The organism is Cupriavidus sp. NPDC089707, assembly GCF_044748965.1.
In the GTDB taxonomy this organism is placed as follows: domain Bacteria; phylum Pseudomonadota; class Gammaproteobacteria; order Burkholderiales; family Burkholderiaceae; genus Cupriavidus.
On record NZ_JBIVHB010000002.1, the window covers coordinates 537,442 to 562,748 of the forward strand.

Below are 25,307 nucleotides of genomic sequence, written 5' to 3' on the forward strand. Positions count from 1 at the left end.
GGTTGTTATTGTTGTGGGCGGGCCGGCAAGGTGCGATTTCAGGTCCGGATCTCGCCGTGCCCGAACACCACGTACTTGAGCGAGGTCAGCCCTTCCAGCCCCACCGGGCCGCGCGCGTGCAGCTTGTCGTTGGAGATGCCGATCTCCGCACCCAGGCCGTATTCGAAACCGTCGGCAAAGCGGGTCGAGGCGTTGATCATCACGCTGGCCGAGTCGACCTCGCGGATAAAGCGCATGCCCGCCGAGTAGTCCTCGGTGATGATCGAATCGGTGTGGTGCGAGCCGTATTCGTTGATATGCGCGATGGCTTCATCCAGGCCGGCAACAGTCTTGATGGCGAGGATCGGGGCCAGGTATTCCAGGCGCCAGTCTTCCTCGGCGGCATCGACCAGGCCGCTGAAGCCGGCGGCCTCCAGCGTGGCGCGGGTTGCCGGGCAGACCCGCAGCTCGACGCCCTTTTCCTGGTAGATGCGGCACAGCGGCGGCAACGCGGTGGCGGCGATGTCCCGCGACACCAGCAGCGTTTCCATGGTGTTGCACGGTGCGTAGCGCTGGGTCTTGGCGTTGTCGCAGACGCGCACGGCCTTGTCCAGGTCAGCGGCGGCGTCGATGTAGACGTGGCAGATGCCGTCCAGGTGCTTGATCATCGGCACACGCGCTTCTTCCATCAGGCGCGCAATCAGGCTCTTGCCGCCGCGCGGCACGATCACGTCGACGAATTCGGTCATGGTGATCAGGCGGCCGACCGCCGCGCGGTCGGTGGTCTCGATCACCTGCACGGCCTCGGGCGGCAGGCCGGCGGCGGCCAGGCCTTCGGCCACCAGCGCGGCCAGCGCGGTGTTGGATTCAATGGCTTCGGATCCACCTCGCAGGATGGTGGCGTTGCCCGACTTCAGGCACAGCGCCGCGGCATCGATGGTCACGTTCGGGCGCGACTCATAGATGATGCCGATCACGCCCAGCGGCACGCGCATCTGGCCGACCTGGATGCCGGTCGGGCGAAACTTCATGTTCGAGATCTCGCCGATCGGGTCGGCCAGCGCGGCGATCTGCTCCAGGCCGGCGGCCATGGTGGCGATGGCCTTGTCCGACAGCGTCAGGCGGTCGACGAAGGCGGCGTCCTGGCCGTTGGCGCGGGCACGCTCCACGTCGCGCGCATTGACGGCCTTGAGCTTGTCGGCATCGCGGCGGATGGCGGCGGCAATGGTCAGCAGCGCCTGGTTCTTGTCCGCCGTGGAGGCACGCGCCATCGCGCGCGACGCCGCGCGGGCCTGGCGGCCGACGCGGTCCATGTATTGGTTGAGGTCGAGCTCGTTCATGTCAGTGGCCGGGGGAAGGCCGTCTATGTGTGTTCCTCCCCTCTCCCGCGAGCGGGAGAGGGGTTGGGGGAGAGGGCCGGAGCATCTCGTGGCGATATCGCCCGACCCACCGCCTGCCCTCTCCCCCGGCCCCTCTCCCGCAAGCGGGAGAGGGGAGCAAACCTTGGGGAAGGAGCTTCAGCGCGCAACCATCAGCGCCAGCTGCTGCAGGCCATCCCACGGCTCCGCCGGCAATGGCGCGCTGCCCGGTGGGGGCAGGTCCTGCAGGCCCTTGACCTGTCGGTCCAGCCGCGCCGCCAGCGCCAGCGCCGCTTCCAGCCGGGGCAGCTGCAGACGCTGCGCGGCCTGCGGCACCAGCCGCTCGCGCGGGCCCCAGACGCGCAGTTCGCGCATCAGCACGCCCGCTGGCTTGCCGGCCGCAAGGCCTTGCCGGACCTTGGATAATACGCGAATTTCCTCGGTCAGCGCCCACAGCACCAGCACCGTGGCCTCGCCCTCGCCGCGCAGCCCTTCGAGCATGCGCACCAGGCGTGGCACGTCGCCCGACAGCATCGACTCGGACAGCTTGAAAACGTCGTAGCGGGCCACGTTCAGCACCGCGTCGTGGACCTGATCGAAGCTCAGTTCGCCCGGCGGGTACAGCAAACCCAGCTTCTGGATTTCCTGGTGCGCCGCCAGCAGGTTGCCCTCGACCTTGTCCGCGATGAACTGCAGCGCACGCCGGCCAGGCTCGCCGCCCTCGACGCGCTGCTGCTGCAGCGCCAGCCGCTCGCCGACCCAGGCCGGCAGCCGGGCGCGGTCCACCGTATCGACCTTGATCGACACGCCCGCGCCTTCCAGCGCCTGGAACCACGCCGACTTGGAAGTGGCGAAATCCAGCCGCGGCAGCGTCACCAGCATCACCACGTCTGGCGACGGCTGCGCCGCCACCGTGCGCAGCGCCTCGCCGCCATCCTTGCCGGGCTTGCCCGACGGGATGCGCACTTCTACGATCTTGCGGTCGCCGAACAGCGACATCGACTGCTGCGCCTCGACCAGCTGGCCCCAGTGAAAGCCACGCTCGGCCACCAGCACCTCGCGCTCCGAAAACCCCGCTTCGCGCGCCGCGGCGCGCAGGCGGTCAACCGCCTCCAGCACCAGCAGGTGCTCGTCGCCGTGCACCACGTACAGAGGCGCCAGGCCCTTGGCTTTCGCCTGCTTCAGGTGCGCGTCGAGCCCGTCGAGCTTGAGTTGCATGCGTGCGTCAGATCGCCTTGACCGCGGCCAGCCGGCGCATCAGCTGCAGCACGATATCGCGCTGCATGTCGCGATAAAGCTGCTGCTCTTCGTAGTCTTTGGCCAGCGTGTTGGCTTCGTTGTAGGTCAGGTCGCGCGTCAGCACCAGCTGCGACGGGGCGATCAGTTCCTTGCCGGCGGCATCGCGCAGGCGGAAGGTGAAGCGCTGCGTCAGGCGGTATTCGCGCACCACGCCCTCGGTCGTGATCGACAGGATGGACTTGGTGCGGGTGTCCTGCAGCACGTCCAGCAGCGCGTCGGCCTCTTTCTGGTCGGCCACCACCTGGGTGTCGGAGCCGCCGCGGATCGCGCGGCGCAAGTCCGCGCCCATCAGCGAGTTGGGCGGAATCCCAATATAGAGCCGCTTGAACGCGAAGTCCGAATTGCCGCGCATATGGAAGCCGCAGCCGGCCAGCAGGCCCGTTGCCGGCACCGCCAGCATCGCCGTGAGCACCTTGCGGCGGCCCATGTTCAGTCGCTTCATTCTTGGCGATTCCTCAGTCAGGTTCCGGGCCGCTGACCCGTTACAGCACCACGTTCACCAGGCGGCCAGGCACCACCACGATCTTCTTCGGCGCCTTGCCTTCGGCAAACTTGGCCACGGTCTCGCTGCCGGCGGCGGCAGCTTCGATCGCGGCGCGGTCGGCGCTGGCCGGCACGGTGATGCTCCCGCGCACCTTGCCGTTGATCTGCAGCACCAGTTCGATCTCGCTGCGCACCAGCGCGGCTTCGTCGACCTGCGGCCACGGCGCGTCGAGCAGGTCGCCGGATTCGGCAACGAAGCCCAGCTGGTCCCAGAGGCCGTGGGTAATGTGCGGCACCACCGGGTACAGCACGCGCAGCAGGATGCCGAAGCACTCGCGACGCGCGGCCGGCGAAGCGGTCTTGGCGTCCTCCAGCGCGTTGAGCATCTTCATCGTGGCCGAGACCACGGTGTTGTACTGGATGCGCTGGTAGTCGTAGTTGGCTTGCTTGAGCACGCCGTGGATCTCGCGGCGCAGCTCGGCGTCATCGGCCGTGATGGCACTGCCGGCGCCATCGCGCAGCGCGGCGGCGTTGGCATAGCCGTAGTTCCACACGCGACGCAGGAAGCGCGAGGCGCCCTCCACGCCCGAGCCGCTCCACTCCAGTTGCTGCTCAGGCGGCGCGGCGAACATCACGAACAGGCGCGCGGTGTCGGCGCCGTACTGGTCGATCAGCGCTTGCGGGTCGATGCCGTTGTTCTTGGACTTCGACATCTTCTCGACGCCGCCGATCACCACCGGCTGGCCGTCCGCGATCAGCGTGGCGCCCACCGGACGGCCGCGCTCGTCGGTCCGCAGGTCGACCTCGGCCGGGTTGTACCAGTGCTTCTTGCCCGAGGCGTCTTCGCGGTAGTAGGTCTCGTTGAGCACCATGCCCTGCGTCAGCAGGTTGGTGAAGGGCTCGTCGAACTTGACCAGGCCCAGGTCGCGCATGACCTTGGTCCAGAAGCGCGCGTACAGCAGGTGCAGGATCGCGTGCTCGATGCCGCCGATGTACTGGTCCATCGGCATCCAGTAGTCATTGCGGCCATCGACCATGGTGGCCGCGTCCGGGCAGGTATAGCGCATGTAGTACCAGCACGAATCGATGAAGGTATCCATCGTGTCGGTCTCGCGGCGCGCGGGCTTGCCGCACGACGGGCAGGTGCACTGCAGGAAGCGCGGGTCCTTGGCCAGCGGATTGCCGGTGCCGTCCGGCACCAGGTCTTCGGGCAGCACCACCGGCAGGTCCTTCTCAGGCACCGGCACCACGCCGCAGCTGTCGCAGTGGATCAGGGGGATCGGCGTACCCCAGTAGCGCTGGCGCGAGATGCCCCAGTCGCGCAGGCGCCAGGTGGTCTTCTTCTCGCCCAGGCCCATGGCGCCCAAGTCCGCCGCGATGGCTTCCACCGCGGCCTGGTAGCCGAGGCCATCGTACTTGCCGCTGTGGATGCAGGTGCCGTTTTCCTTGTCGCCGTACCACTCCTGCCAGGCTTCGGTCGAGTACGGCTGGCCCTTTACGTCGATGACTGGCTTGATCGGCAGCTTGTACTTGAGCGCGAAGGCGAAGTCGCGCTCGTCGTGCGCGGGTACGCCCATCACGGCGCCGTCGCCGTAGCTCATCAGCACGTAGTTGCCAACCCACACGTCGATCTTTTCGCCGGTCAGCGGGTGCACGACCTGCAGGCCGGTCGGCATGCCCTTCTTCTCCATGGTCGCCATGTCGGCTTCCATGACCGAGCCGTGCTTGCATTCGTCGATGAAGGCAGCCAGTTCAGGGTTGTCCAGCGCGGCGTGCGTGGCCAGCGGGTGCTCGGCGGCGACTGCGCAGAAGGTCACGCCCATGATGGTGTCGGCGCGCGTGGTGAAGACGTAGAGCTTGCCGTCGTTGATCGGCTTGCCGTCTTCGCCCGGGGTGTCATGGGTGAAGGCGAAGCGCACGCCCACGCTCTTGCCGATCCAGTTCTGCTGCATCACCTTGACGCGCTCGGGCCAGCCCAGGCCGTCCAGGTCGCCAAGCAGTTCCTCCGCATACTCGGTGATGCGCAGGTAATACATCGGGATCTCGCGCTTCTCCACCACCGCGCCCGAACGCCAGCCGCGGCCATCGATGACCTGCTCGTTGGCCAGCACGGTCTGGTCGACCGGATCCCAGTTGACGGTGCCGGTCTTGCGGTAGGCGATGCCCTTTTCCAGCATCTTCAGGAACAGCCACTGGTTCCAGCGGTAGTAGTCCGGGCTGCAGGTGGCGACCTCGCGCGACCAGTCGATCGCCAGGCCCATCGACTGCATCTGCTTCTTCATGTAAGCGATGTTGTCGTAGGTCCAGGCGGCCGGCGCCACGCCATTGTTCAGCGCGGCGTTTTCCGCCGGCATGCCGAAGGCGTCCCAGCCCATCGGCATCAGCACGTTGTTGCCGTTCATGCGCAGGTAGCGCGCCATCACATCGTTGATGGTGTAGTTGCGCACGTGGCCCATGTGCAGCTTGCCCGACGGGTACGGCAGCATCGAGCAGGCGTAGAACTTGGGTTTTTCCTTGCCGTCGGGGCCCGCTGCATGCTCCGACACGCGATAGGCGTCGATGGCTTGCCAGTGCTGCTGGGCGGCTTGTTCAACGGCGGAAGGAAGGTATTTGTCTTGCATGGTCGGGACAGCAGTCAGAGCAATGGTCAGTTGCAGCGTCTGCGCGGCAACTGGCCTGCCGGCATCCGGGGAAGCGTTGGAATGTGGGCGGCGGGCGCCCGTCTGGGCGCCCGTCCGGCGAGCAATGCTAAAGCAATCGATTATAACCGTGGCACCAGGCCTGGCCGCCCCGGGGGCTCCTTACTTCAGGCCCAGCACGTCCTGCATGTCGAACAGGCCGTTGGGCTTGTCGGCCAGGAAGCAGGCCGAGCGCACGGCACCGTCGGCATATGACTGGCGGCTGGACGATTTGTGGCTGATCTCGATGCGCTCGCCGATGCCGGCAAACATCACGGTGTGGTCGCCGACGATGTCGCCGCCGCGGATGGTGGCAAAACCGATCGAATTAGGATCGCGCTCGCCCGTATGGCCTTCGCGGGCATAGACGGCACAGGTCTTCAGGTCACGACCCAGGGCCTCAGCGATCACTTCTCCCATCTTCAGCGCGGTGCCCGACGGTGCATCGACCTTGAAGCGGTGGTGGGCCTCGATCACCTCGATGTCATAGCCGGTCGACAGCAGCTTGGCGGCCACTTCCAGCAGCTTGAAGGTGGCATTGACCCCAACGCTGAAGTTGGCGGCAAAGACAATGCCGATGGACTTGGCGGCGTCGGCCAGCGCGGCCTTGCCGGCATCGTCGAAGCCGGTGGTGCCGACCACCATCTTGACGCCCAGCTTCTTCGCCGCGGCCAGGTGCGCCAGCGTGCCTTCCGGACGGGTGAAGTCGATCAGGCAGTCCGCGCCGGCCAGCCCGCCTTCCACGTCGGCGGTGATTGCCACGCCGGTATTGCGGCCCAGGAACAGGCCCGCGTCCTGGCCCAGCGCCGGCGAACCCGGCAGGTCGAGCGCGCCCGACAGCGTCACGCCCTCGGTGTTCAGCACTTGTTCGATCAGCATGCGGCCCATGCGGCCTGATGCGCCTGCGATGGCGATGTTCATTGTGTCTGGCTCAGCGGAGTGTGCGCAATACGTGAAAAGTGAATGGGCCGGTCATGGCTGACCGGCCCCGGAACAGATGGCAAGCCGCGAATGGCGGCTCAGTTGGCTTTGGACGCGTCGGCGGGGGCGGTGGCCTGGGCCGGGGCAGCGGCCGGCGGCGCCTCGGACGCGGGGGCAGCGGGCGCGGGCGTCGCCGCCGGCGCGGCAGCTGCCTCGGTCGCCTGCCGCGGCACGAAGTTCTCGACGGTGGTCTGCGGCTCGGACTGGGCGGCAGCCGTGCCAGCCGTGCTACTGGTGGAGATCTTGCCCGGGGTCTGGTCCTTCAACGCCTTCTTCATGCCGTCGATTTCAGCGATCAGCTCGTACTCGGAGGGCAGCTCGTCACCGCCGAACTTGACCAGGCGGTCGCCATCGAAGAGGACCGTGTAGCGGCGCTGCTGCACCACGGCGGTATTGCCGCGGCGGAACGAAAACACGTAGTCCCAGCGGTTGGCGTGGAACACATCGGTCAGCAGCGGTGTGCCGAGCAGGAACTTGACCTGCTCGCGCGTCATGCCTTCGCGCAGCTGCGAAGCGGCTTCGCGGGACACGAAGTTGCCCTGCACGATATTGATCCGGTACGGCGTGATGGCGTTGGCTACCTTGCGCGAGGTGGAATCGTAGGCCGAGCAGGCGCCAGCCAGCAGAGCCGCGGCCAGCAGGGAGGCAACCAGCGTCGGGCGCATGGCGGACGAACGGGTATAACGCATGTATCTCGCTTCCGGGAGGGAAAGGGAAAGTACGGAAAGTACCGCGGAAGACCGGCGCAACAAGCGCTGCAAGAGCCGGATACAACACATGCGCACAGGGCGCCTGCCGCGGCAACCACATGGGATCGAACGCAAAGGTCTGAGGCGCGTTGCCCACATGGGACATGGCACCGCGGGCGACTTTTGCTGTCAAAACCCTTATGATTCAACTATCCAGACATTGTACTCTAGGGAGTCAAGCCCATGCCGAGTCCGGCGGACCTCAAGAATATCGGCCTGAAGGCGACGGTGCCCAGGCTGAAGATTCTTGAAATTTTTCAGACCAGCGAACAGCGGCACCTGAGCGCGGAAGACGTTTACCGTATCCTGCTGAACGAGCATATGGATATCGGCCTCGCCACCGTCTACCGCGTGCTGACCCAGTTCGAACAGGCAGGCCTGCTGTCGCGCAACAACTTTGAATCCGGCAAGGCCATTTTCGAACTCAACGAAGGCAAGCACCACGACCACCTGGTGTGCCTCGATTGCGGCCGCGTCGAAGAATTCTTCGATTCCGAAATCGAGCATCGCCAGCAAAGCATTGCGCGCGAGCGCGGCTTTACCCTGCAGGAACACGCACTGTCGCTGTACGGCAACTGCACTAAAACCAACTGTCCCCACAGACCCAAACGATAAGCTGGCGCACGCATCGCGTAGCGCATCCGGCAAAAGAAAAACCGGCGCCTGGCGCCGGTTTTTTTTCTGCGCGTGCGCAGTTCAGGGCTCGCGCAGCGCTTGCAGGTCTTGTTCGGCAACCACGCGCGGCGGGCGCGACGCAGGGAGGCCTACAAACTCGGCCACCACCTGGCGGAACAGGTTGCGCGCCCAAACCAGCATCGGATGGGTGTTGCGACTGCGATGCCAGAACATGTTCAGGCCAACCGTGGTGTTGAGTTCCGCCGGCAGCGGGAACGCCTTCAGGCCATAGGTTTCGCAGGCCATGTCCTTGGTCAGCGCATTGACGGTGAAGATCATGTCGGTCTGCGCAGCCATCTCGGCCTGGGCCCGCCACGAATGCACCGTCAGCGTCGCATTGCGCTTGAGGCCGCGCTGTTGCAGCGCGTAGTCAAGCGGGATCAGCGACGGTGCCGGACGGCCCGCCCCGCCGGAATGCGCCATGAAGATATGGCCGCAGTCCAGATATTGCTCGAGCGTGCAGTGGTTCTTCAGCAACGGATGGTTCTTGCGCGCGCACACCCACAGATTCAGCGACGTCACCATTTCCTCGACGATTTCCGGATGCCGGGTCGGGAACGGGGAGAATGCCAGATCCAGCTCATTGGCGCGCATCGAGGCCACGTCGGCTTCCCAGGAATGGGATTCGACCAGCTTGATATGCAGGTCCGGCGCCAGTTGCTTGATGCGCAGCACGAAGCGGTTGAACACCGTGTCGCCCAGCTCGGCAGCAAAACCGATGCTCAGCGTGCCGGTGGCCACTGCGGGATCGAAATTGTCGGCGTCGCCTTCGTTGATCGACGACCACAGGTCCAGCATGTCGCGGATCTTGGGGCCCAGCTCCAGCGCGCGGGGGGTGGGCGTCAGGCCGTGGGGAACGCGGATGAAGAGCGGGTCGTCGAAGATCTCACGCAACCGGCCCAGCGAATGCGACACGGCCGGCGCGGTCATATGCATCTTCTCCGCAACGTAAGTGGCGTTTCGCTTACTCAGCAGTTCGGTGAAGATCACTAAAAGCTTTGTGTCTACGTTCACCATGATCAGGCCCAGGTCAGATTTTTCTTAGCAAAGATGGCCCCACCACTTGCACTGGCTGCACATCAGATTTCAACCGCGTCTTGGTAGTGTAAGAGGAAAAAACAAGCACGGAAAGCAAATTCGGCATTTCTGGAACGCCGAACCCTGCCATATTTCCGAAAAATAGTGTCGTTTTTATGAAGTTGGTCTCATATACGCCCACTTTCAGTCCACAGCAGACCTGCGCGCATCGGCGTATATTGGCTGTCGCCGTCCCATTTTTGTCATTCTTTTCCTAGGATGCCGACGCGTCCGTCATCATGACTGACTCCCGAGCCGACCATTCCCGCCTTCCTGTCGACCTGCCCAAGGCCTACCGGCTGCTCAACCATGGCCCGACCGTGCTGGTCAGCGCGGCCGCCGGCGGCAAGCGCAATATCATGGCCGCCGCCTGGGCCATGCCGCTGGATTTCGCTCCACCCAAGGTCGCGGTGGTGCTGGACAAGAGCACCTGGACCCGGCGCCTGCTGGAGGAGAGCGGGGAATTTGTGCTGCAGGTGCCCACCGTCAGCCAGGTCGACTTGACCGAGGCGTTGGGCTCCAGCTCCGGGCTGGCCTTGCTGGAGCAGGAAGGAACCGACAAGTTCGATGCCTATGGGCTAGGCACCTTTGCCGGGACCGTCGTCAGCGCGCCGCTGCTGGAAGGCTGCGCGGCCTGGCTCGAATGCAGACTGCTGCCCGAGCCGGCGACGCAGCAGACCTATGACCTGTTCCTCGGTGAGGTGGTCGCCGCGCATGCGGATTCGCGCGTGTTCAGCAATGGGCGCTGGCATTTCGAAGGCCACGACGCGCTGCGCACCATCCACCATGTCGCCGGCGGCCACTTCCTGGTGGACGGCGCGGCGGTCGACGCGCGCCCGCTGGCGCCGCGCCAGGCCGGCTGAACGGCCGCCGCACCCAAAGAAAAACGCGCCCGAAGGCGCGTTTTTCTTTGCAAGGACAGCCCGATTACTTGGCCACCACGCGTGCCATTTCCAGGCACTTGTTCGAGTAGCCCCACTCATTGTCGTACCAGCTCACGACCTTGATGAAGGTGCCGTCCAGCGCGATGCCGGCTTCAGCATCGAAGATCGAGGTGCGTGCATCGCCGCGGAAGTCCGTGGCAACAACCTTGTCTTCGGTGTAGCCCAGCACGCCCTTCAGCGCGCCCTCGCTCTGGGCCTTCATCTCGGCGCAGATTTCTTCGTACGAAGCGGACTTTTCCAGCTCGACGGTCAGGTCGACCACCGACACGTCCGAGGTCGGCACGCGGAACGACATGCCGGTCAGCTTCTTATTCAGTTGCGGAATCACCACGCCCACGGCCTTGGCGGCACCAGTCGACGACGGGATGATGTTTTCCAGGATGCCGCGGCCACCGCGCCAGTCCTTGTTGGACGGGCCGTCAACGGTCTTTTGCGTGGCGGTGGCAGCGTGCACGGTCGTCATCAGGCCGCGCTTGATGCCCCACTTGTCGTTCAGCACCTTGGCCACCGGGGCCAGGCAGTTGGTGGTGCAGCTGGCGTTCGAGATGATCGCCTCGCCCTTGTACGTTTCGTGGTTCACGCCGTACACGAACATCGGGGTGTCGTCCTTCGACGGAGCCGACATGATCACCTTCTTGGCGCCCGCGTCGATGTGCTTCTGCGCGCCTTCCTTGGTCAGGAAGATGCCGGTCGACTCGATCACCACGTCGGCGCCGACTTCGCCCCACTTCAGCTCGGCCGGATCCTTGACGGCGGTCAGGCGGATCTTCTTGCCGTTGACGACCAGGGTGTTGCCGTCGACCGACACTTCGCCGTCAAAGCGGCCGTGCACCGAGTCGTACTTCAGCATGTAGGCCAGGTAGTCGGGCTCGAGCAGGTCGTTGATGGCAACGACTTCGATGTCCTTGAAGTTGGCGGCGGCGGCGCGGAACACCATGCGTCCGATGCGGCCGAAGCCGTTGATGCCGATCTTGATGGTCATGACTGTCTCTCCTGAGGATCGATGAAAACCGGTGGGCGCCGCTGCTGCCGCGCGGCGCACCGCGCGGCTCCAGCGCCCGGATGCTTAGATAAGGGTGTCTTTCACCGTACGCACGACGTTGTCGACGGTGAAGCCGAAGTGCTTGAACAGCACGCCGGCCGGAGCCGATTCGCCGAAGGTGTCGATGCCCACTACCGCTTGGACCTGGTACTTCCACCAGAAGTCCGTCACGCCCGCCTCGACCGCCACGCGCGGCACGCCGGCCGGCAGCACGCTGGCCTTGTAGGCGGTGTCCTGCTTGTCGAACACGGTGGTGGCCGGGACCGAGACCACGCGCACATGCACGCCTTCCGCAGCCAGTGCGTCTGCAGCGCCAACGGCCAGGCCCACTTCCGAGCCGCTTGCCATGATCACGGCGTCCGGACGGCCAGTCTTGGCGTTGACGCTGTCGCGCAGCACGTAGCCGCCGCGCGCGATATTGGCGCGGGTGACGTCATCGCGTTGCTGGAACGGCAGGTTCTGGCGGCTGAAGATCAGGCAGCTCGGGCCGTTCTCGCGGCGGATCGCCTCGGCCCAGGCCACGGCGGTTTCGGTGGTGTCGGCGGTACGCCAGACATCCATGTTGGGGATCAGGCGCAGGCTGGCAACGTGCTCGATCGACTGGTGCGTCGGGCCATCTTCGCCCAGGCCGATGGAGTCATGGGTGAACACGAACAGCGAGCGGATCTTCATCAGCGCCGCCATGCGCAGCGCGTTGCGGCTGTAGTCCGAGAACGTCAGGAAGGTCGCGCCGTAGGGGATGTAGCCGCCATGCAGCGTGATGCCGTTCATGATGGCGCTCATGCCGAACTCGCGCACGCCGTAGTTGATGTGGTTGCCCCAGGCATCCACGCGCACGGCATTGCTGCCCGACCAGTTGGTCAGGTTCGAGCCGGTCAGGTCGGCCGAGCCGCCGAGAAACTCGGGCAGCACCGGGCCGAAGGCCTCGATGGTGTTCTGGCTGGCCTTGCGGGTGGCGATGGTCTCGGCCTTTTCCTCGCACTTGGCGATAAAGGCTTCCACGGCGGCGTCGAACGAACCCGGCAGCTCGCCCTTCATGCGGCGGCGGAATTCGCCGGCTTCATACGGGTGGCGCTCGGCGTAGGCGTCGAACAGCGCGGTCCAGGCGCGCTCCAGCGCCTGGCCGTTGGCCTTGGCGTCCCAGGCGTCATAGACGTCGCCCGGCACTTCGAACGGCGCGTGGGCCCAGCCCAGCGCCTCGCGCGTGGCCAGCACTTCGGCGCCGCCCAGCGGGGCGCCGTGCACGTCGTGGCCGCCTTCCTTGTTGGGGGCGCCCTTGCCGATCTTGGTACGGCAGCAGATCAGGGTCGGCTTGTCGCTGGCCTTGGCCTGCGAGATCGCCAGGTCGACGGCGGTGACGTCATGGCCGTCGATGGCGCGGATCACATTCCAGCCGTAGGCCTCGAAGCGCTTCGGGGTGTCGTCGTTGAACCAGTGCACGACGTCGCCATCGATCGAGATGCCGTTGTCGTCCCACAGCGCGATCAGCTTGTTCAGCTTGAGCGTGCCGGCCAGCGAGCAGGCCTCGTGCGAGATGCCTTCCATCAGGCAGCCATCGCCCAGGAAAACGTACGTGTGGTGGTTGACGATATCGAAACCGGGGCGGTTGAATTCTTCGCCCAGCAGGCGTTCGGCCAGCGCCATGCCGACCGCGTTGGTGATGCCCTGGCCGAGCGGACCGGTGGTGGTTTCCACGCCCGGGGTGATGCCGTATTCGGGGTGGCCGGCGGTCTTGCTGTGCAGCTGGCGGAAATTCCTCAGCTCTTCGACCGGCAGGTCATAGCCGCTCAGGTGAAGCAGCGCATAGATCAGCATCGAGCCGTGGCCGTTCGACAGCACGAAGCGGTCGCGGTCGGCCCACTGCGGGTTGGCCGGGTTGTGCTTCAGATGCCGGCCCCACAGCGCCACGGCGATATCCGCCATGCCCATCGGCGCACCGGGGTGGCCGGAATTGGCCTGCTGGACGGCGTCCATGGCAAGCACACGGATGGCATCGGCCATCAGCTTGGCGGGCTGGGAAGCAAAGGGACTCGTTGCGGGATGGGCTAGGGCGGACATTCGGGCGATCTTGGACGTGAGCTTGGACGCGGGCGGGCGTGAGCCTGTCGGCGGGAAAACCGCAATTTTAGCAGAAGCTAAGGGGTTTTCCGGACTCCCGGACACCGGTGGCGGGCATGGCTCGGGGATCACCCGCACGGGATGGGCGCCGGCGCCGCACCGCACTTCGACAGCGCAGCGCAGCGCGCGTAAGATGCACACTCGCACCGCGCGGCCCGGCTTAGCGACAGACTGGCAACAGACCGCGCCGGGTTTCCCGCATGACAGGAGACGATCATGAGCAGACCGGCCAACACCCCCTGGCTCACCCCCTACCTGACCGTCGCCAACGGGCGCGCCGCGCTGGATTTCTACAGCCGCGCCTTCGGCTTTGCCGCCGGTAACGTGGTCGATGAAAACGGCGTGCCGACTCACGCCGAAATGCACTACCAGGGCGATCTGGTGGTGATGTTCGCACCCGAAGGCGCCTGGGGCAGCACCGCCCGCACGCCCCGCTCGCTGGGCGTGGAATGCCCGCAAACCTTCTATGTCTACTGCGACGATGTCGACGCGATGCACCAGCGCGCGGTCGACGCCGGCGCCATCAGCCTGATGGCCCCCGCCGACCAGTTCTGGGGCGACCGCTACTGCATGGTCGAGGATCCGGACGGGTACCGCTGGGGCTTCGGCAAGCCGCTGGATCCGAACGGGAGCAAGGCAAGCTGATGGCCCCGCGTTTCTTTGTCGGCGGCCCGGACACGATCCTGGCCGCCGAAGCCGAATTTCCCCTGCCCGAACCGGTGGTACGCCACGCCCAGGTGCTGCGCCTGGCGCCCGGCGACGCCATCACGCTGTTCGACGGTCGTGGCGGCAGCCACGCCGCCACCCTGCTTGAACTGGGCAAGCGCCATGCCGTGGCACGCATCGGCGCGCACGACGAGGCCGAGGCCGAGCCTCCCTTCCGCGTCACACTGGCGCAAGGGCTGGCCGGTGGCGACAAGATGGACTGGCTGATCGAGAAAGCGGTCGAACTCGGTGTCGCCGCGATCCAGCCGCTGCAGGCCAACCGCTCGGTGGTGCGCCTCACCGGTGACCGCGCGCACAAGCGCCAGGCGCACTGGCAGGCGCTGGTGCAGGCCGCCTGCGAACAATGCGGGCGCAATCGCTTGCCGGAAGTGGCCCCGGTCGCTAACTTTGAGACGTGGCTGGCGCAGTCCGGCGGCAGCAGTTCCGGGGCACGGCTGCTGGTGTCGCCGCGGGCAGAGCAGTCGCTGCCGGCCTATGCGGCCGAGCGCCGCGACACCCTGCTTGCGGATGGCGTCACGCTGCTGATCGGCCCCGAAGGCGGCCTGTCGCCGGACGAAGAGCGCGCGGCACTGCAGGCCGGCTTCACCGGTGTGTCGCTCGGTCCGCGCATCCTGCGCACCGAGACGGCCGGGCTGGTCTGCCTTTCCACGCTCAACGCCTTGCTCGGCGGATTCTGACGGCGGCGGCCATCCGGCCAGCGCCAACCTTGACTGAAAGGAGTCGACCATGGGACTACTCGATAGCGTGCTGGGCGGCGTGCTCGGGCAACTGGGCAATGCCCGCGGCGAGGAAGGCGGTGCCGGCGGGCTCAATCCGAAGCTGATGATAGCGCTCGGCCTGCTGGCAACGCTGGCCATGCGCAACCGCGGCCAGGAAAGCGGCTCCGCAGCACCGGTCGACGATGGGCTGGGCGGACTGGGCAGCCTCGGCGGGCTGCTGGGCGGCATGCTCGGCGGCAATGCCAGCGCGCCCGGCGCCACGGGCGGGCTCGACCTGGGCTCCCTGCTCGGTGGGCTGCTTGGCGGCCAGGGCGGCGCCCCGGCCAACAGCCAGGCGCTGGGCGCCGCCGCCGGCGGCATCGGTGCGCTGCACCAGATCCTGGCGCAGGCCGGGCTGGGCGAGCAGGTGGATTCTTGGATCGGTACCGGCGCCAACCAGCCGGTCACGCCGTCGGCGCTGAGCGAGGCGCTGGGCGGCACGGGGGCACTGGACTCGCTGGCACAGTCGACCGGGATGTCGCAGGAGGACGTGGCGGCGCAACTGAGCGAAGGACTGCCCGAGCTGATCGACCGGCTGACACCGCACGGGCATGTCCCTGCGCAGGAGTAAGCCGGCACGGGCGGGCCGCCGCCAGGCAAAAAGCCCGCAATTGCGGGCTTTTTGCTTAATACGGAAAGGTACCGGCGCTCAGGCGAACGAGTAGAACACCCGGAACTGCACCTTGCGTTCGCCCCAGAATTCAGCAGCGTCGCGGAACACGTCGAGCAGCACCTCGCGCCCTTCCTTGTCGAATTTCTGCGCAATCGGCAGGCCTTCCAGCACGATTACGAAACCCGGCTGCGGGCCAGCCTTGTAGATCAGGTCGGTCAGGCAGTCCGCCAGCGCATCGAAGTTCTTGCCGAAATGCTTGGGAAAGATAAACGACGTTGCGATCGTTTCCAGAACCTCGGCCTTGCTGGCGCAATGCGCGCAGTTGGCATACAGGAAATGCTGGCCGAGATCCGCGGCCGCCTGGGCCAGCTCGGGCACGCGGAAGGCACGGATCGACTGGACGATGTTCGGACGCACCGTCTTGAACAGGTTCATGGCCCCCTCGCTGGTGCCGTCAGCCCAGCCTGCACCAGCCGGCATGGCCACGGGCGCGTTCGCGGGCGGGAGTTTGTGCGTGAGCTCTTGGCGCTGCGGCATCATCAGCACGTTGTCATATAGGTTCTGGGCCTGCTGCTGAGCCCGCTGCCAGCCATCTCCGGCGCCGCGCTCTTCGCGGGCGGCAAGGGCGTCGCCCAATCCGAAAATGTCAGTCATCATTTGAGTATCCGTTTGAAGCTGTTGTAGTGGTCTTCCGTGTAGTAACAATCGTTGGCAGCGCGCTGTTCCCCGCCGCATACGATCCGCCTGGCTCCCCGGTTCCGGCTTCTGGCGCTCTTTACCGTGTACTCGCGGTAGTACCCGCGTTCTTTTTGCGGCAAGAGGCGTTCGTAATTGCCGAACCTGGTTCCGTCCTTGTCATACGGGAACGGGCCGCCGGCTTCGATGCGCTCCAGCGTCTGCCGTGCTTCGTTGGGCAACTGCTGCACTGCAATGGTTCCCATGCCTTCGGTCTGCGCCTGGCGCGCCAGCGCGGGCTGCGCCAGGGCCAGCACCAGCGCCGCGCCGGTCATCGACCGGGCCAGCATCCGCGCCGCCTGCTGCATCAAAGGTACTTGGGAAACCACGTTGCTTGTCTAGGTTGAACCGGAAATCGAGCCTGCCGCTGTTTGGGTAGACGATCTGTCCGGGCCACCCTGGCCGGCAACCTCGCGCGCCTTGCCCTGCACGCGCCGGATGCCAACCGCACCGGGGCGCTCATGGCGAGCGCCTGTATCAAAGGCGTAAGGTTACGCGCATGCACGCAATTAATCAATCCCGGCCCCGGCGTGGCGGGAATTCTTCAATTGTTTCAATATGTTAAGCGTATGTGTGCGCATACTAACTGTCATCGCCAAGCGACAAAAAAGCCGGGCGAACCCGGCTTTTCCGCAACCTTCGCAAGGTAGGAGGCTTAACGCTTGGCAGCAGCGTCCACCACCACCAGCGAGGTCATGTTGACGATGCGGCGCACCGTCGCCGACGGCGTCAGGATGTGCACCGGCGCCTTCACGCCCAGCAGGATCGGGCCGATCGCCACGTTGTTGCCCGCGGCAACCTTGAGCAGGTTGTACGAGATATTGGCGGCGTCGATGTTCGGGCACACCAGCAGGTTGGCTTCGCCCTGCAGCGTGCTGTCCGGCACCAGCTGATCGCGCAGCTTCTGGTCGAGCGCGCTGTCGCCGTGCATTTCACCGTCGACTTCCAGATCCGGTGCCTGTTCCCGCAGGATGGCAAGGGTTTCGCGCATCTTGCGGGCCGAAGGCGCCTCGGACGTGCCGAAGTTCGAATGCGACAGCAGGCCGACCTTGGGCTCGATGCCGAAGCGCTTGAGTTCTTCGGCCGCCATCAGCGTGATCGCGGCCAGCTCTTCGGCGGTCGGGTCGACGTTGACGTGCGTGTCCACCAGGAAGATCTGGCGACCCGGCAGCACCAGGCCATTCATGGCCGCGTAGACCTTGCTGGTTCCGCCCAGCACCTGGTCGATATAGCGCAAGTGCGCCGCGGTGGTGCTGACAGTGCCGCAGATCATGCCGTCGGCCTCGCCCCTGTGGACCAGCATCGCGCCGATCAGCGTGGTGCGGCGGCGCATTTCCAGCTTGGCGTACTGGGGCGTGATGCCCTGGCGCGCCATCATGCGGTAGTAGGCCTCGGAGTAGTCGCGGAAGCGCTCGTCGTGCTCGGGGTTGACCACGGTGAAGTCGACGCCGGCGCGCAGGCGCAGGCCGAAGCGCTCGATGCGGTGCTGCAGCACGGCCGGGCGGCCGATCAGGATCGGGTTGGCCAGCTTCTCATCGACGATCACCTGTACGGCACGCAGCACGCGCTCTTCTTCGCCCTCGGCAAAGACGATGCGCTTCTTCTCCATCTCGACCTTGCGCGCGGCAGCATAGATCGGCTTCATCAGCGTGCCCGAGTGGTACACGAACTGCTGCAGCTGCAGGCGGTAGGCGTCCATGTCCTCGATCGGGCGGGCTGCCACGCCCGACTTCATCGCGGCTTCGGCCACTGCCGGGGCCACCTTGACGATCAGGCGCGGATCGAACGGCTTCGGGATCAGGTATTCCGGGCCGAACGACAAATCCTGGATGCCATAGGCGGTGGCAACGATGTCGCTTTGCTCCTGGCGCGCCAGCTCGGCCAGCGCGTTGGCGGCGGCAATCTCCATCTCGCGCGTGATGGTGGTGGCGCCGCAATCCAGCGCACCGCGGAAGATGAACGGGAAGCACAGGACGTTGTTGACCTGGTTCGGGTAGTCGGTACGGCCGGTCGCCATCACCGCGTCCGGCCGCACTTCCTTGACCAGCTCGGGCGCGATTTCCGGATTCGGGTTGGCCAGCGCCAGCACCAGCGGCTTGTCGGCCATGCGCTGGACCATGTCCTGCTTGAGCACGCCCGCGGCGGACAGGCCCAGGAAGATGTCGGCGCCGTCGATGACCTCGCCCAGCTTGCGCTTGTCGGTTTTCTGCGAGAAACGGGCCTTCTCCGGGTCCATCAGCTCGGTACGGCCTTCATAGACCACGCCGGCCAGGTCGGTCACCCAGATGTTCTCGATGGGCAGGCCGATGTCGACCAGCAGATCCAGGCAGGCCAGCGCGGCGGCGCCGGCGCCAGAGGTGACCAGCTTGACCTTGGCGATGTCCTTGCCGACCACCTTCAGGCCGTTGATGATGGCCGCGGCCACCACGATCGCGGTGCCGTGCTGGTCGTCGTGGAAGACGGGAATCTTCATCTTCTCGCGCAGCTTGCGCTCGACGTAGAAGCACTCCGGCGCCTTGATGTCTTCCAGGTTGATGCCACCGAAGGTCGGCTCCAGCGCGGCGATGATCTGGACCAGCTTTTCCGGGTCCTTCTCGTCGATTTCGATATCGAACACGTCGATACCGGCAAACTTCTTGAACAGGCCGCCCTTGCCTTCCATCACGGGCTTGGAAGCCGCGGCGCCGATGTCGCCCAGGCCGAGCACGGCGGTGCCGTTGGTGATCACCGCGACCAGGTTGCCACGCGCGGTGTAGCGGAAGGAATTGGCCGGGTCGACCACGATCTCCTCACAGGCCGCGGCCACGCCTGGCGAGTAGGCCAGCGCCAGGTCGCGCTGGTTCGACAGCGGCTTGGTCGGGGTGACGGAAATCTTGCCGGGGGTCGGAAACTCGTGGTACTCGAGCGCCGCTTTGCGCAGCGCCTCACGCTGCTGCTGTTTCAGATCGTCTTGGGACGGGGACTGCTGAGGGCTGGTCATCGGCGCATTTTCCAATCGGTGGAGCCGTCATTGACTTGGCGGGGACGATCGGCGGACCGGCTCCACGTGTCCGCCCTTCTCTTCCTTTGGAACCCAGCATTTTATATAGTGAAATACTATTTCACAATAAGCCTTTTGCTTGGGGCACCTTTGCTATTCGGTACAATATGCCCCATCCAACGGGGCATTACCAGCAAGCGTAGCGCCGCCCGGCGCAAGGCCGGTGACTCGCTGCGGTCATGGCTGTCATGCGCGGCAGTATCTTGCTGAAACGCTGCCGCCGCCGCATCCTGATGCGCCCTTCCGAGCCCTCCCGTCCCTCCGGTGCCTGCCGGCCGGGCAAACACCTGTCCACTGCCAGCTCGCCGCGATGTCCAACGCACAGCCCGCTCCGCCCGCCCCACTTTCCGAGTTCGACCTGATCCGCCGCTACTTCACTCGGCCGGTGCACAAAGCCGCACTCGGCGTGGGCGACGACTGCGCACTGATCGAAGGCCGCCCGGGCCACCACCTCGCCATCAGCACCGACATGCTGGTCAGCGGCCGCCATTTCTTTGCAGACGTGCCCCCGCGCGCGCTCGGCCACAAGGCGCTGGCGGTCAACCTGTCAGACCTCGCCGCGATGGGGGCCGAGCCGCGCGCCTTCACGCTGGCGCTGGCCCTGCCCGAGGCCGACCCGGCATGGCTGGCCGACCTGGCCGACGGCATGCTGGCCCTTGCCGACGCCCATGGCTGCGAACTGGTCGGCGGCGACACCACGCGCGGCCCGCTGACGCTGTCGCTGACCGTCTTCGGCGATGTCCCGCACCGCGCCGCGCTGCGCCGCGACGCGGCACGCCCGGGCGACGATATCTGGATCTCCGGCACGCTTGGCGACGCACGCCTGGCACTGGGCGACTGCCGTGGCGAATGGCTGCTGCCCGAGCCCGACTTCACCCAGGTACGCCCGCGCATGGACACGCCGACACCGCGCGTGGCGCTGGGCATGGCGCTGCGTGGTGTGGCGCATGCAGCACTCGACATCTCCGATGGCCTGATCGGCGACCTCGGCCATATCCTGGCACGCTCGCAGGTGGGCGCACTGGTCGATGTCGACGCCTTGCCGCGCTCGGCGGTGCTGGCCAGCCAGCCGGAAGCGATCCAGCGCGAATGCACGCTGGCCGGGGGCGACGACTACGAACTGTGTTTCACCGCCCCGGCGGGCAACCGCGACGCGCTCGCCGCGATCAGCGAACGGCTGGCGCTGCCGCTCACACGCATCGGCACGATCACGCCGGAGCCGGGCCTGCGGCTGGTCGACCATGCCGGCAACCCGACCCGCTACACCGGCGCCAGCTTCGACCACTTCGCCTCCTCCTGACACCGGGGCAGAGGCGTGTCATGATGCCGGCATCGGCGCGCCGCGCGGGAACGGGAGTCCCGCCGTCAGCAGCAGTGACAGCAGCAAGCCGGCCATAACCACAAGCAGCATCCGCATCACACGAGCCAACCTTGATGTCCACCATCCCCTCCGGGGCCGCTCCCCGCGATCCCGCCATGACCCTGGAAGCCGGCCAGACCGTCAAGGTCACGCGCCCGACGGCGCGCTTCATGCTGGCCCATCCGGCCCACCTGATTGCCTTTGGCTTTGGCTCGGGCCTGTCGCCGGTCAGCCCCGGCACGGTCGGCACGCTCTACGCGTGGCTTTCGTTCGTGGCGGTGTCGCTGTGGATCGAGCCGACCACCTGGCTGTGGATCATCGGCGGTGGCTTCCTGGTGGGCTTGTGGGCCTGCGCCAGGACCGCCCGCGACATGGGCGTGCATGACCACGGCGGCATGGTCTGGGACGAGATCATCGCGTTCTGGCTGGTGCTGGCCTTTGTCACGCCGACCGGATTCTGGGGGCAGTTCGCCGCCTTCCTGTGGTTCCGGCTGTTCGATATTGCCAAGCCCGCGCCGATCGGTTACTACGACCGCACGCTCAAGGGCCCCGGCCTGCGCGGCGGCTTCGGCGTCATGTTCGACGACATCTTCGCAGCCTTCTACACACTGCTGGTGTTCGCGCTGTGGCGCTCGTTCTGAGCCCGGCCCATTCCAACAAACCCCGAGTCCATCATGTCAGTCAGCCGCCTGCTCGACCAGCTTGCCGTCCAGTCCGGCGTCGCCCTTGCCGAAAAATCCCTGATGCTGGCCAGTGCCGAGTCCTGCACCGGCGGGCTGGTCGCCGCCGCCATCACCGATGTCTCGGGTTCGTCCGGCTGGTTCGAGCGCGGCTTCGTCACGTATTCCAACGAAGCCAAGTCCACCATGCTAGGTGTGCCGGCCAAGCTGATACGCGACCACGGCGCCGTTAGCGAAGAGGTCGCCCGCGCGATGGCGGAAGGGGCGCTTCTGAACAGCCGCGCGCAGGTTTCCTTGTCGATCACCGGCGTGGCCGGCCCCAACGGCGGCACGCCGGAAAAGCCGGTGGGCATGGTGTGCTTTGGCTGGAGCAACCGTATCACCACCATTGTGGAAACGCAGCGCTTTCGCGGCGACCGGGCGCAGATCCGGCGCCAGGCGGCGGAACACGCGATGCGGGGGTTGCTGGAGTTACTGCGGAATGAGGCCTGAAGGCCCGCCGCCCCACGCAGCCCGACAAAAAAACGCGCCAGCTGGCGCGTTTTTTTATCCTGGCGCGCGCGGCAATCAGCCGTGGCGGTAGCGGTTGATAGTCTCCCGCGTCTGCAGCGCTACGTTGCGCGCCGCCGCCGCGAAATCCTTCTCGCGGCTGGCGTACAGGATCGCACGCGACGAGTTGATCATCATGCCGGTGCCATCCGCGGTACGCCCGGCCTTCACGGTCGCCTCGATATCGCCGCCCTGCGCACCGATACCCGGTATCAGCAGCGGCATGTCGCCGACGATCTGGCGCACGCGCGCGATCTCGTTGGGGAAGGTGGCGCCCACCACCAGGCCCATCTGGCCGGTGGTGTTCCAGCGCTCGCGCGCGGCCTCGGCCACCAGCTGGTACAGCGGCTTGCCCTCGACCTGCAGGAACTGCACGTCGGAGCCGCCGGGGTTGGAAGTGCGGCACAGCACGATCACGCCGCGGTCCGGGTAGGCCAGGTACGGCTGCATCGAATCGAAGCCCATGTACGGGCTGACCGTGACGGCGTCGGCCCGGTAGCGCTCGAAGGCTTCCAGCGCATAGTGCTCGGCGGTCGAGCCGATATCGCCGCGCTTGGCGTCCAGGATCACGGGGATGCCGGGGTGGGCGTCGTGGATATAGTGGATCAGCTGCTCGAGCTGGTCTTCGGCGCGCTGTGAATGGAAATATGCGATCTGCGGCTTGAATGCGCAAACCAGGTCGGCGGTGGCATCGACGATCTCGCGGCAGAACGAGAAGATGGCGCCGCCCGCGCCGGTCAGCGATAGCGGCAGCTTCTGCGGATCAGGATCGAGCCCGACGCAGAGAAGGGAATCGTTGCGCTGCCAGGCGGCAGCAAGCTGCTCGGTGAAAGTCATGGGATGCTCGAAATATCCTGGTGGCGCCGGCGCCTCATGGAACATCAAAGTCCCAGGCCGGCACGGTTGGCCGCAGCGGCGTGAAAACCTTTCATCCCTGCAGCATATGTCGTTTCCGGCAATTTTACCCGCTGCGTGCTATCGTTTTGCGCTTCCTCTCAAAACAAAGAGCGGCATCACGCACAGCCGCCATCCTGCAGTCATGCCTCTCGATCGCCGCGGTATTTTCCTGCTTGTCCTGCTGACCCTCGCCTGGGGCATCAACTGGCCCATCATGAAGGTCGGGGTTGCGCATTTTCCGCCCATGGGCTTCCGCCTGCTGTGCATGGCCGGCGGCGTGGTTGCGCTGGGCTTGGCGCTGCGCCTGCGCGGCGATTCGCTGGCCGTGCCGCGGCGCGAATGGGGCACGGTGTTCCGCCTCGCCCTGCCCAACATGGTGGTGTGGCACCTGTTCGCGATCTGCGCGATCAAGATGCTGTCGTCGGGACGCGCCGCCATTCTTGGCTACACCATGCCGATCTGGGCCGTGGTGTGGGGCCTGGTCTTCTTCCGTGAACGCATCGGCGGCTGGGCCTGGGTTGGCATCGGCTGCGCGCTGGCGGGCACGGTGCTGCTGCTGTCGGGCGAGATCAGCGCACTGACCGGCAGCCCCGCCGGCACGCTGCTGATGCTGCTGGCCGCGGCCGGCTGGGGCTTCGGCACCCAGCTGATGAAGCGCACCCAGACCGACGTGCCGATCGGCGCCATGACCTTCTGGATGCTGCTGGCGACCCTGCCCTTCCTGCTCGCCGGCACGCTGCTGCTGGAGCACGGCTGACGCATGCCGACCGCCGTCGAATGGGGCGCGATCGCCTACAACGCGGTGGTGGTCTTCGCTTTCTGCCACCTGGTCTGGTTCGGGCTGGCGCGCAGCCTGCCGCCGGTGGTGTCGAGCCTGTCGATCATGTTCATCCCGGTGGTCGGCGTGTTCTCTGGCATGTGGCTGCTGGGCGAGCAGCCACACTGGCAGGACTACGCCGCCATCGTGCTGATGTTCCTGGCGCTGTCCTCGGTGATGCTGGCGCCGCTGTTGTGGCGCCGGCTGCGCGGAGCCGTTGGCTGAGGCCTCCGGCCCGGGCGAGCACAACGGCTGCGCCACCTCCACGGAGATTTCACTTAACAAGCGCCCCTTCGTTGGGCTACACTCGCGGCCATCACAATCCCGGAGAAATTACGTGGGCAGTAGCATCGGGTGTTCGAGTTGGCGCAGTCATGCGGCCACTGCGAATGCCATGTCACTGCGGGCTGCGTAACGACGACCCGCCCGGAGCACCCGGCTCCGCGCTTCGTCGGCCTTGCCCGCAGTCAGAACTGCGGGCGAGTGTCTTTCCGTGCCACCGGCGGCGCCTTCTTGCGCGCCCCACCGTGTCGGATCTTCCCTCTCCCGGCTAGCCAGCCAACCCAGGCAAACGCCATCGCCTTGTCCGCCCTGCCCCGCGCAGCCGCGGGACAGCGCGATCACGCTTGCCCGTGGCCCGGCCTCTTGCGGCTTGCCGCTGGGCCATGACGGGGCATGCGCAATACCTGGGATGCGGCGAGCCGCCTGCGCTTGTCTTCGCGCTTGTCATTGTTTTTCGTCGCAAATCAGCAATAAGGAATCCCGGGGATGATCAACCTGTTCGTCCTGCAGAAAGGCCGGCTTGCCCAGGAGCAAGTCGACGAGCGCAATGAGCTGCTGCAGCACAAGCCGATCTGGATCGATGTCGTCAACCCTGACGACGAAGAGCTGAACTGGATCAAGGAAGCCTACGGCGTCGCCCTTCCCGAACTGGAAGACCTGGGCGACCTGGAGGCGTCGGCGCGCTACTTCGAGGGCGAGGACGAGAATATCCATATCCGCACCGACTTCCTGCTCGCCGAGGAAGAGGTTTCGCGCAACGTGCGCGTGGCCTTCGTGCTGACCAAGGACGTCCTGTTCTCCATCCACGACGAAGACCTGCCGGTGTTCCGGCTGGTGCGGCTGCGCGCACGCATGCGCCCGGGGTCGGTGCGCAACGCCAAGGACGTACTGATGGACCTGTACGCGACCGATGCGGAGTATTCGGCCGACTCGATCGAGGAAATCTACGAACGCCTGGAAGAAGCCAGCCGCCGCGTGCTGGCCGAGAACGTGACAGATGCCGCCGCGGCCGACGTGCTGGAAACCATCGCGCGCGAGGAAGACCTGAACGGCCGCATCCGCCGCAACGTGATGGACACGCGCCGCGCGGTGTCCTTCCTGATGCGCAGCCAGCTGCTGTCGGCCGAGCAGCAGGACGAAGCGCGCCAGATCCTGCGCGATATCGACTCGATCGAGAACCACACTGCGTTCCTGTTCGACAAGATCAACTTCCTGATGGACGCCACCGTCGGCTTCATCAACATCAACCAGAACAAGATCATCAAACTGTTCTCGGTGGTGTCGGTGGCATTGATGCCGCCCACGCTGATCGCCAGCATCTACGGCATGAACTTCAAGTTCATGCCGGAGCTGGACTGGGCCGCGGGCTATCCGTGGGCGATTGCGCTGATGGCGGTGTCGGCGGTGATTCCGCTGGCGTATTTCCGCAGGAAGGGGTGGTTGAGCTGAGGCTTTGACCACTGCCTC

The 25,307-nt window shown here is 66.0% G+C and carries 22 protein-coding genes and 1 pseudogene; 10 read left to right on the forward strand and 13 right to left on the reverse strand.

Going from position 1 to position 25,307, the window contains the following annotated elements:
• Positions 1-38: 38 nt before the first annotated feature.
• From ACIP1U_RS05805 to ACIP1U_RS05830, 6 genes are all read right to left on the reverse strand, one after another.
• Positions 39-1,319, reverse strand: coding sequence for a glutamate-5-semialdehyde dehydrogenase (locus tag ACIP1U_RS05805; protein WP_400312654.1), 1,281 nt, complete (start codon positions 1,317-1,319; stop codon positions 39-41).
• A gap of 177 nt (positions 1,320-1,496) precedes the next feature.
• The gene (holA, locus tag ACIP1U_RS05810) at positions 1,497-2,555 is read right to left on the reverse strand and encodes a DNA polymerase III subunit delta (protein ID WP_400312656.1); all 1,059 of its coding nucleotides are present in this window, start codon (positions 2,553-2,555) and stop codon (positions 1,497-1,499) included.
• 7 nt (positions 2,556-2,562) lie between these two features.
• Complete coding sequence (lptE, locus tag ACIP1U_RS05815; RefSeq protein WP_400312658.1) at positions 2,563-3,078, reverse strand: LPS assembly lipoprotein LptE; 516 nt, start codon at positions 3,076-3,078, stop codon at positions 2,563-2,565.
• Positions 3,079-3,118: 40 nt separating this feature from the next.
• Entirely contained in the window at positions 3,119-5,740 is a 2,622-nt protein-coding gene (gene leuS, locus ACIP1U_RS05820) for a leucine--tRNA ligase (RefSeq protein WP_400312660.1), read from the reverse strand.
• A 180-nt stretch (positions 5,741-5,920) separates the two neighbouring features.
• The gene (gene dapB, locus ACIP1U_RS05825; RefSeq protein WP_400312662.1) at positions 5,921-6,718 is read right to left on the reverse strand and encodes a 4-hydroxy-tetrahydrodipicolinate reductase; all 798 of its coding nucleotides are present in this window, start codon (positions 6,716-6,718) and stop codon (positions 5,921-5,923) included.
• A 98-nt stretch (positions 6,719-6,816) separates the two neighbouring features.
• Positions 6,817-7,467 (reverse strand): outer membrane protein assembly factor BamE, encoded by a 651-nt coding sequence (locus ACIP1U_RS05830; protein WP_400312664.1) that lies wholly within the window; start codon positions 7,465-7,467, stop codon positions 6,817-6,819.
• Between the two features lie 243 nt (positions 7,468-7,710).
• Between ACIP1U_RS05830 and fur the strand changes: the two genes are divergently transcribed.
• Complete coding sequence (fur, locus tag ACIP1U_RS05835) at positions 7,711-8,142, forward strand: ferric iron uptake transcriptional regulator (RefSeq protein WP_022536566.1); 432 nt, start codon at positions 7,711-7,713, stop codon at positions 8,140-8,142.
• 81 nt (positions 8,143-8,223) lie between these two features.
• Here fur and ACIP1U_RS05840 read toward each other — a convergent pair whose 3' ends face one another.
• Complete coding sequence (locus ACIP1U_RS05840; protein WP_400312667.1) at positions 8,224-9,219, reverse strand: LysR family transcriptional regulator; 996 nt, start codon at positions 9,217-9,219, stop codon at positions 8,224-8,226.
• A gap of 299 nt (positions 9,220-9,518) precedes the next feature.
• On the opposite strand from ACIP1U_RS05840, the gene ACIP1U_RS05845 reads away from it, so the two are divergent.
• Positions 9,519-10,142: a flavin reductase family protein gene (locus tag ACIP1U_RS05845; protein WP_400312669.1), complete on the forward strand. Its 624-nt coding sequence runs from the start codon at positions 9,519-9,521 to the stop codon at positions 10,140-10,142.
• A gap of 64 nt (positions 10,143-10,206) precedes the next feature.
• On the opposite strand, the gene gap is transcribed toward ACIP1U_RS05845, so the two are convergent.
• Positions 10,207-11,205 carry a type I glyceraldehyde-3-phosphate dehydrogenase gene (gene gap / locus ACIP1U_RS05850; protein WP_029047845.1) on the reverse strand — a complete coding sequence of 333 codons (999 nt, stop codon included), beginning with the start codon at positions 11,203-11,205 and terminating at the stop codon, positions 10,207-10,209.
• A gap of 84 nt (positions 11,206-11,289) precedes the next feature.
• Positions 11,290-13,323 (reverse strand): transketolase, encoded by a 2,034-nt coding sequence (gene tkt / locus ACIP1U_RS05855; RefSeq protein ID WP_400312671.1) that lies wholly within the window; start codon positions 13,321-13,323, stop codon positions 11,290-11,292.
• A gap of 276 nt (positions 13,324-13,599) precedes the next feature.
• Here tkt and ACIP1U_RS05860 point away from each other — a divergent pair, with 276 nt between their 5' ends.
• Genes ACIP1U_RS05860 through ACIP1U_RS05870 form a run of 3 tightly spaced genes read left to right on the forward strand, consistent with a single transcriptional unit; the run spans position 13,600 to position 15,438 of the window.
• Positions 13,600-14,028: a VOC family protein gene (locus ACIP1U_RS05860; RefSeq protein WP_400312672.1), complete on the forward strand. Its 429-nt coding sequence runs from the start codon at positions 13,600-13,602 to the stop codon at positions 14,026-14,028.
• Positions 14,028-14,786 carry a 16S rRNA (uracil(1498)-N(3))-methyltransferase gene (locus ACIP1U_RS05865; protein ID WP_400312674.1) on the forward strand — a complete coding sequence of 253 codons (759 nt, stop codon included), beginning with the start codon at positions 14,028-14,030 and terminating at the stop codon, positions 14,784-14,786. Before ACIP1U_RS05860 ends, ACIP1U_RS05865 begins: the two co-directional genes overlap by 1 nt.
• Before the next feature lie 49 nt (positions 14,787-14,835).
• Positions 14,836-15,438 (forward strand): YidB family protein, encoded by a 603-nt coding sequence (locus ACIP1U_RS05870; protein WP_400312676.1) that lies wholly within the window; start codon positions 14,836-14,838, stop codon positions 15,436-15,438.
• Positions 15,439-15,516: 78 nt separating this feature from the next.
• Here ACIP1U_RS05870 and ACIP1U_RS05875 read toward each other — a convergent pair whose 3' ends face one another.
• The 3 genes from ACIP1U_RS05875 to ACIP1U_RS05885 form a co-directional block, all read right to left on the reverse strand.
• Positions 15,517-16,137 carry a barstar family protein gene (locus ACIP1U_RS05875; protein ID WP_400312677.1) on the reverse strand — a complete coding sequence of 207 codons (621 nt, stop codon included), beginning with the start codon at positions 16,135-16,137 and terminating at the stop codon, positions 15,517-15,519.
• Positions 16,134-16,505, reverse strand: a complete 372-nt coding sequence (locus tag ACIP1U_RS05880) for a ribonuclease domain-containing protein (RefSeq protein ID WP_133092385.1) — start codon at positions 16,503-16,505, stop codon at positions 16,134-16,136. The genes ACIP1U_RS05875 and ACIP1U_RS05880 overlap by 4 nt, the downstream gene beginning before the upstream one ends.
• A 365-nt stretch (positions 16,506-16,870) precedes the next feature.
• The gene (locus ACIP1U_RS05885; protein ID WP_400312678.1) at positions 16,871-19,195 is read right to left on the reverse strand and encodes an NADP-dependent malic enzyme; all 2,325 of its coding nucleotides are present in this window, start codon (positions 19,193-19,195) and stop codon (positions 16,871-16,873) included.
• A gap of 370 nt (positions 19,196-19,565) precedes the next feature.
• On the opposite strand from ACIP1U_RS05885, the gene thiL reads away from it, so the two are divergent.
• The 3 genes from thiL to ACIP1U_RS05900 all read left to right on the forward strand — a co-directional run bounded on the left by thiL (position 19,566) and on the right by ACIP1U_RS05900 (position 21,787).
• Positions 19,566-20,555: a thiamine-phosphate kinase gene (gene thiL / locus ACIP1U_RS05890; RefSeq protein WP_400312680.1), complete on the forward strand. Its 990-nt coding sequence runs from the start codon at positions 19,566-19,568 to the stop codon at positions 20,553-20,555.
• Between the two features lie 134 nt (positions 20,556-20,689).
• Positions 20,690-21,256 (forward strand): phosphatidylglycerophosphatase A, encoded by a 567-nt coding sequence (locus ACIP1U_RS05895; protein ID WP_400312682.1) that lies wholly within the window; start codon positions 20,690-20,692, stop codon positions 21,254-21,256.
• 33 nt (positions 21,257-21,289) lie between these two features.
• A complete protein-coding gene (locus ACIP1U_RS05900) occupies positions 21,290-21,787 on the forward strand; it encodes a CinA family protein (protein WP_400312684.1) in 498 nt (165 codons plus the stop codon).
• A gap of 75 nt (positions 21,788-21,862) precedes the next feature.
• On the opposite strand, the gene pyrF is transcribed toward ACIP1U_RS05900, so the two are convergent.
• Positions 21,863-22,681, reverse strand: a complete 819-nt coding sequence (gene pyrF, locus ACIP1U_RS05905) for an orotidine-5'-phosphate decarboxylase (protein WP_400312686.1) — start codon at positions 22,679-22,681, stop codon at positions 21,863-21,865.
• A gap of 202 nt (positions 22,682-22,883) precedes the next feature.
• On the opposite strand from pyrF, the pseudogene ACIP1U_RS05910 reads away from it, so the two are divergent.
• Positions 22,884-23,783: pseudogene (locus ACIP1U_RS05910) on the forward strand (DMT family transporter).
• Positions 23,784-24,326: 543 nt separating this feature from the next.
• Positions 24,327-25,289: a magnesium/cobalt transporter CorA gene (gene corA, locus ACIP1U_RS05915; protein ID WP_400312688.1), complete on the forward strand. Its 963-nt coding sequence runs from the start codon at positions 24,327-24,329 to the stop codon at positions 25,287-25,289.
• Positions 25,290-25,307 lie beyond the last annotated feature (18 nt).

Excerpts from the sequence above, each read along its gene's own strand:
- holA (WP_400312656.1), bottom strand. The coding sequence starts at position 2,555 with ATGCAACTCAAGCTCGACGGGCTCGACGCGCACCTGAAGCAGGCGAAA.
- ACIP1U_RS05805 (WP_400312654.1), bottom strand. The coding sequence starts at position 1,319 with ATGAACGAGCTCGACCTCAACCAATACATGGACCGCGTCGGCCGCCAG.
- ACIP1U_RS05875 (WP_400312677.1), bottom strand. The coding sequence starts at position 16,137 with ATGATGACTGACATTTTCGGATTGGGCGACGCCCTTGCCGCCCGCGAA.
- corA (WP_400312688.1), top strand. The coding sequence starts at position 24,327 with ATGATCAACCTGTTCGTCCTGCAGAAAGGCCGGCTTGCCCAGGAGCAA.
- ACIP1U_RS05885 (WP_400312678.1), bottom strand. The coding sequence starts at position 19,195 with ATGACCAGCCCTCAGCAGTCCCCGTCCCAAGACGATCTGAAACAGCAG.
- fur (WP_022536566.1), top strand. The coding sequence starts at position 7,711 with ATGCCGAGTCCGGCGGACCTCAAGAATATCGGCCTGAAGGCGACGGTG.
- pyrF (WP_400312686.1), bottom strand. The coding sequence starts at position 22,681 with ATGACTTTCACCGAGCAGCTTGCTGCCGCCTGGCAGCGCAACGATTCC.
- ACIP1U_RS05840 (WP_400312667.1), bottom strand. The coding sequence starts at position 9,219 with ATGGTGAACGTAGACACAAAGCTTTTAGTGATCTTCACCGAACTGCTG.
- ACIP1U_RS05865 (WP_400312674.1), top strand. The coding sequence starts at position 14,028 with ATGGCCCCGCGTTTCTTTGTCGGCGGCCCGGACACGATCCTGGCCGCC.
- lptE (WP_400312658.1), bottom strand. The coding sequence starts at position 3,078 with ATGAAGCGACTGAACATGGGCCGCCGCAAGGTGCTCACGGCGATGCTG.
- leuS (WP_400312660.1), bottom strand. The coding sequence starts at position 5,740 with ATGCAAGACAAATACCTTCCTTCCGCCGTTGAACAAGCCGCCCAGCAG.
- ACIP1U_RS05830 (WP_400312664.1), bottom strand. The coding sequence starts at position 7,467 with ATGCGTTATACCCGTTCGTCCGCCATGCGCCCGACGCTGGTTGCCTCC.
- tkt (WP_400312671.1), bottom strand. The coding sequence starts at position 13,323 with ATGTCCGCCCTAGCCCATCCCGCAACGAGTCCCTTTGCTTCCCAGCCC.
- ACIP1U_RS05845 (WP_400312669.1), top strand. The coding sequence starts at position 9,519 with ATGACTGACTCCCGAGCCGACCATTCCCGCCTTCCTGTCGACCTGCCC.
- ACIP1U_RS05870 (WP_400312676.1), top strand. The coding sequence starts at position 14,836 with ATGGGACTACTCGATAGCGTGCTGGGCGGCGTGCTCGGGCAACTGGGC.
- dapB (WP_400312662.1), bottom strand. The coding sequence starts at position 6,718 with ATGAACATCGCCATCGCAGGCGCATCAGGCCGCATGGGCCGCATGCTG.
- gap (WP_029047845.1), bottom strand. The coding sequence starts at position 11,205 with ATGACCATCAAGATCGGCATCAACGGCTTCGGCCGCATCGGACGCATG.
- ACIP1U_RS05895 (WP_400312682.1), top strand. The coding sequence starts at position 20,690 with ATGTCCACCATCCCCTCCGGGGCCGCTCCCCGCGATCCCGCCATGACC.
- thiL (WP_400312680.1), top strand. The coding sequence starts at position 19,566 with ATGTCCAACGCACAGCCCGCTCCGCCCGCCCCACTTTCCGAGTTCGAC.
- ACIP1U_RS05880 (WP_133092385.1), bottom strand. The coding sequence starts at position 16,505 with ATGCTGGCCCGGTCGATGACCGGCGCGGCGCTGGTGCTGGCCCTGGCG.
- ACIP1U_RS05900 (WP_400312684.1), top strand. The coding sequence starts at position 21,290 with ATGTCAGTCAGCCGCCTGCTCGACCAGCTTGCCGTCCAGTCCGGCGTC.
- ACIP1U_RS05860 (WP_400312672.1), top strand. The coding sequence starts at position 13,600 with ATGAGCAGACCGGCCAACACCCCCTGGCTCACCCCCTACCTGACCGTC.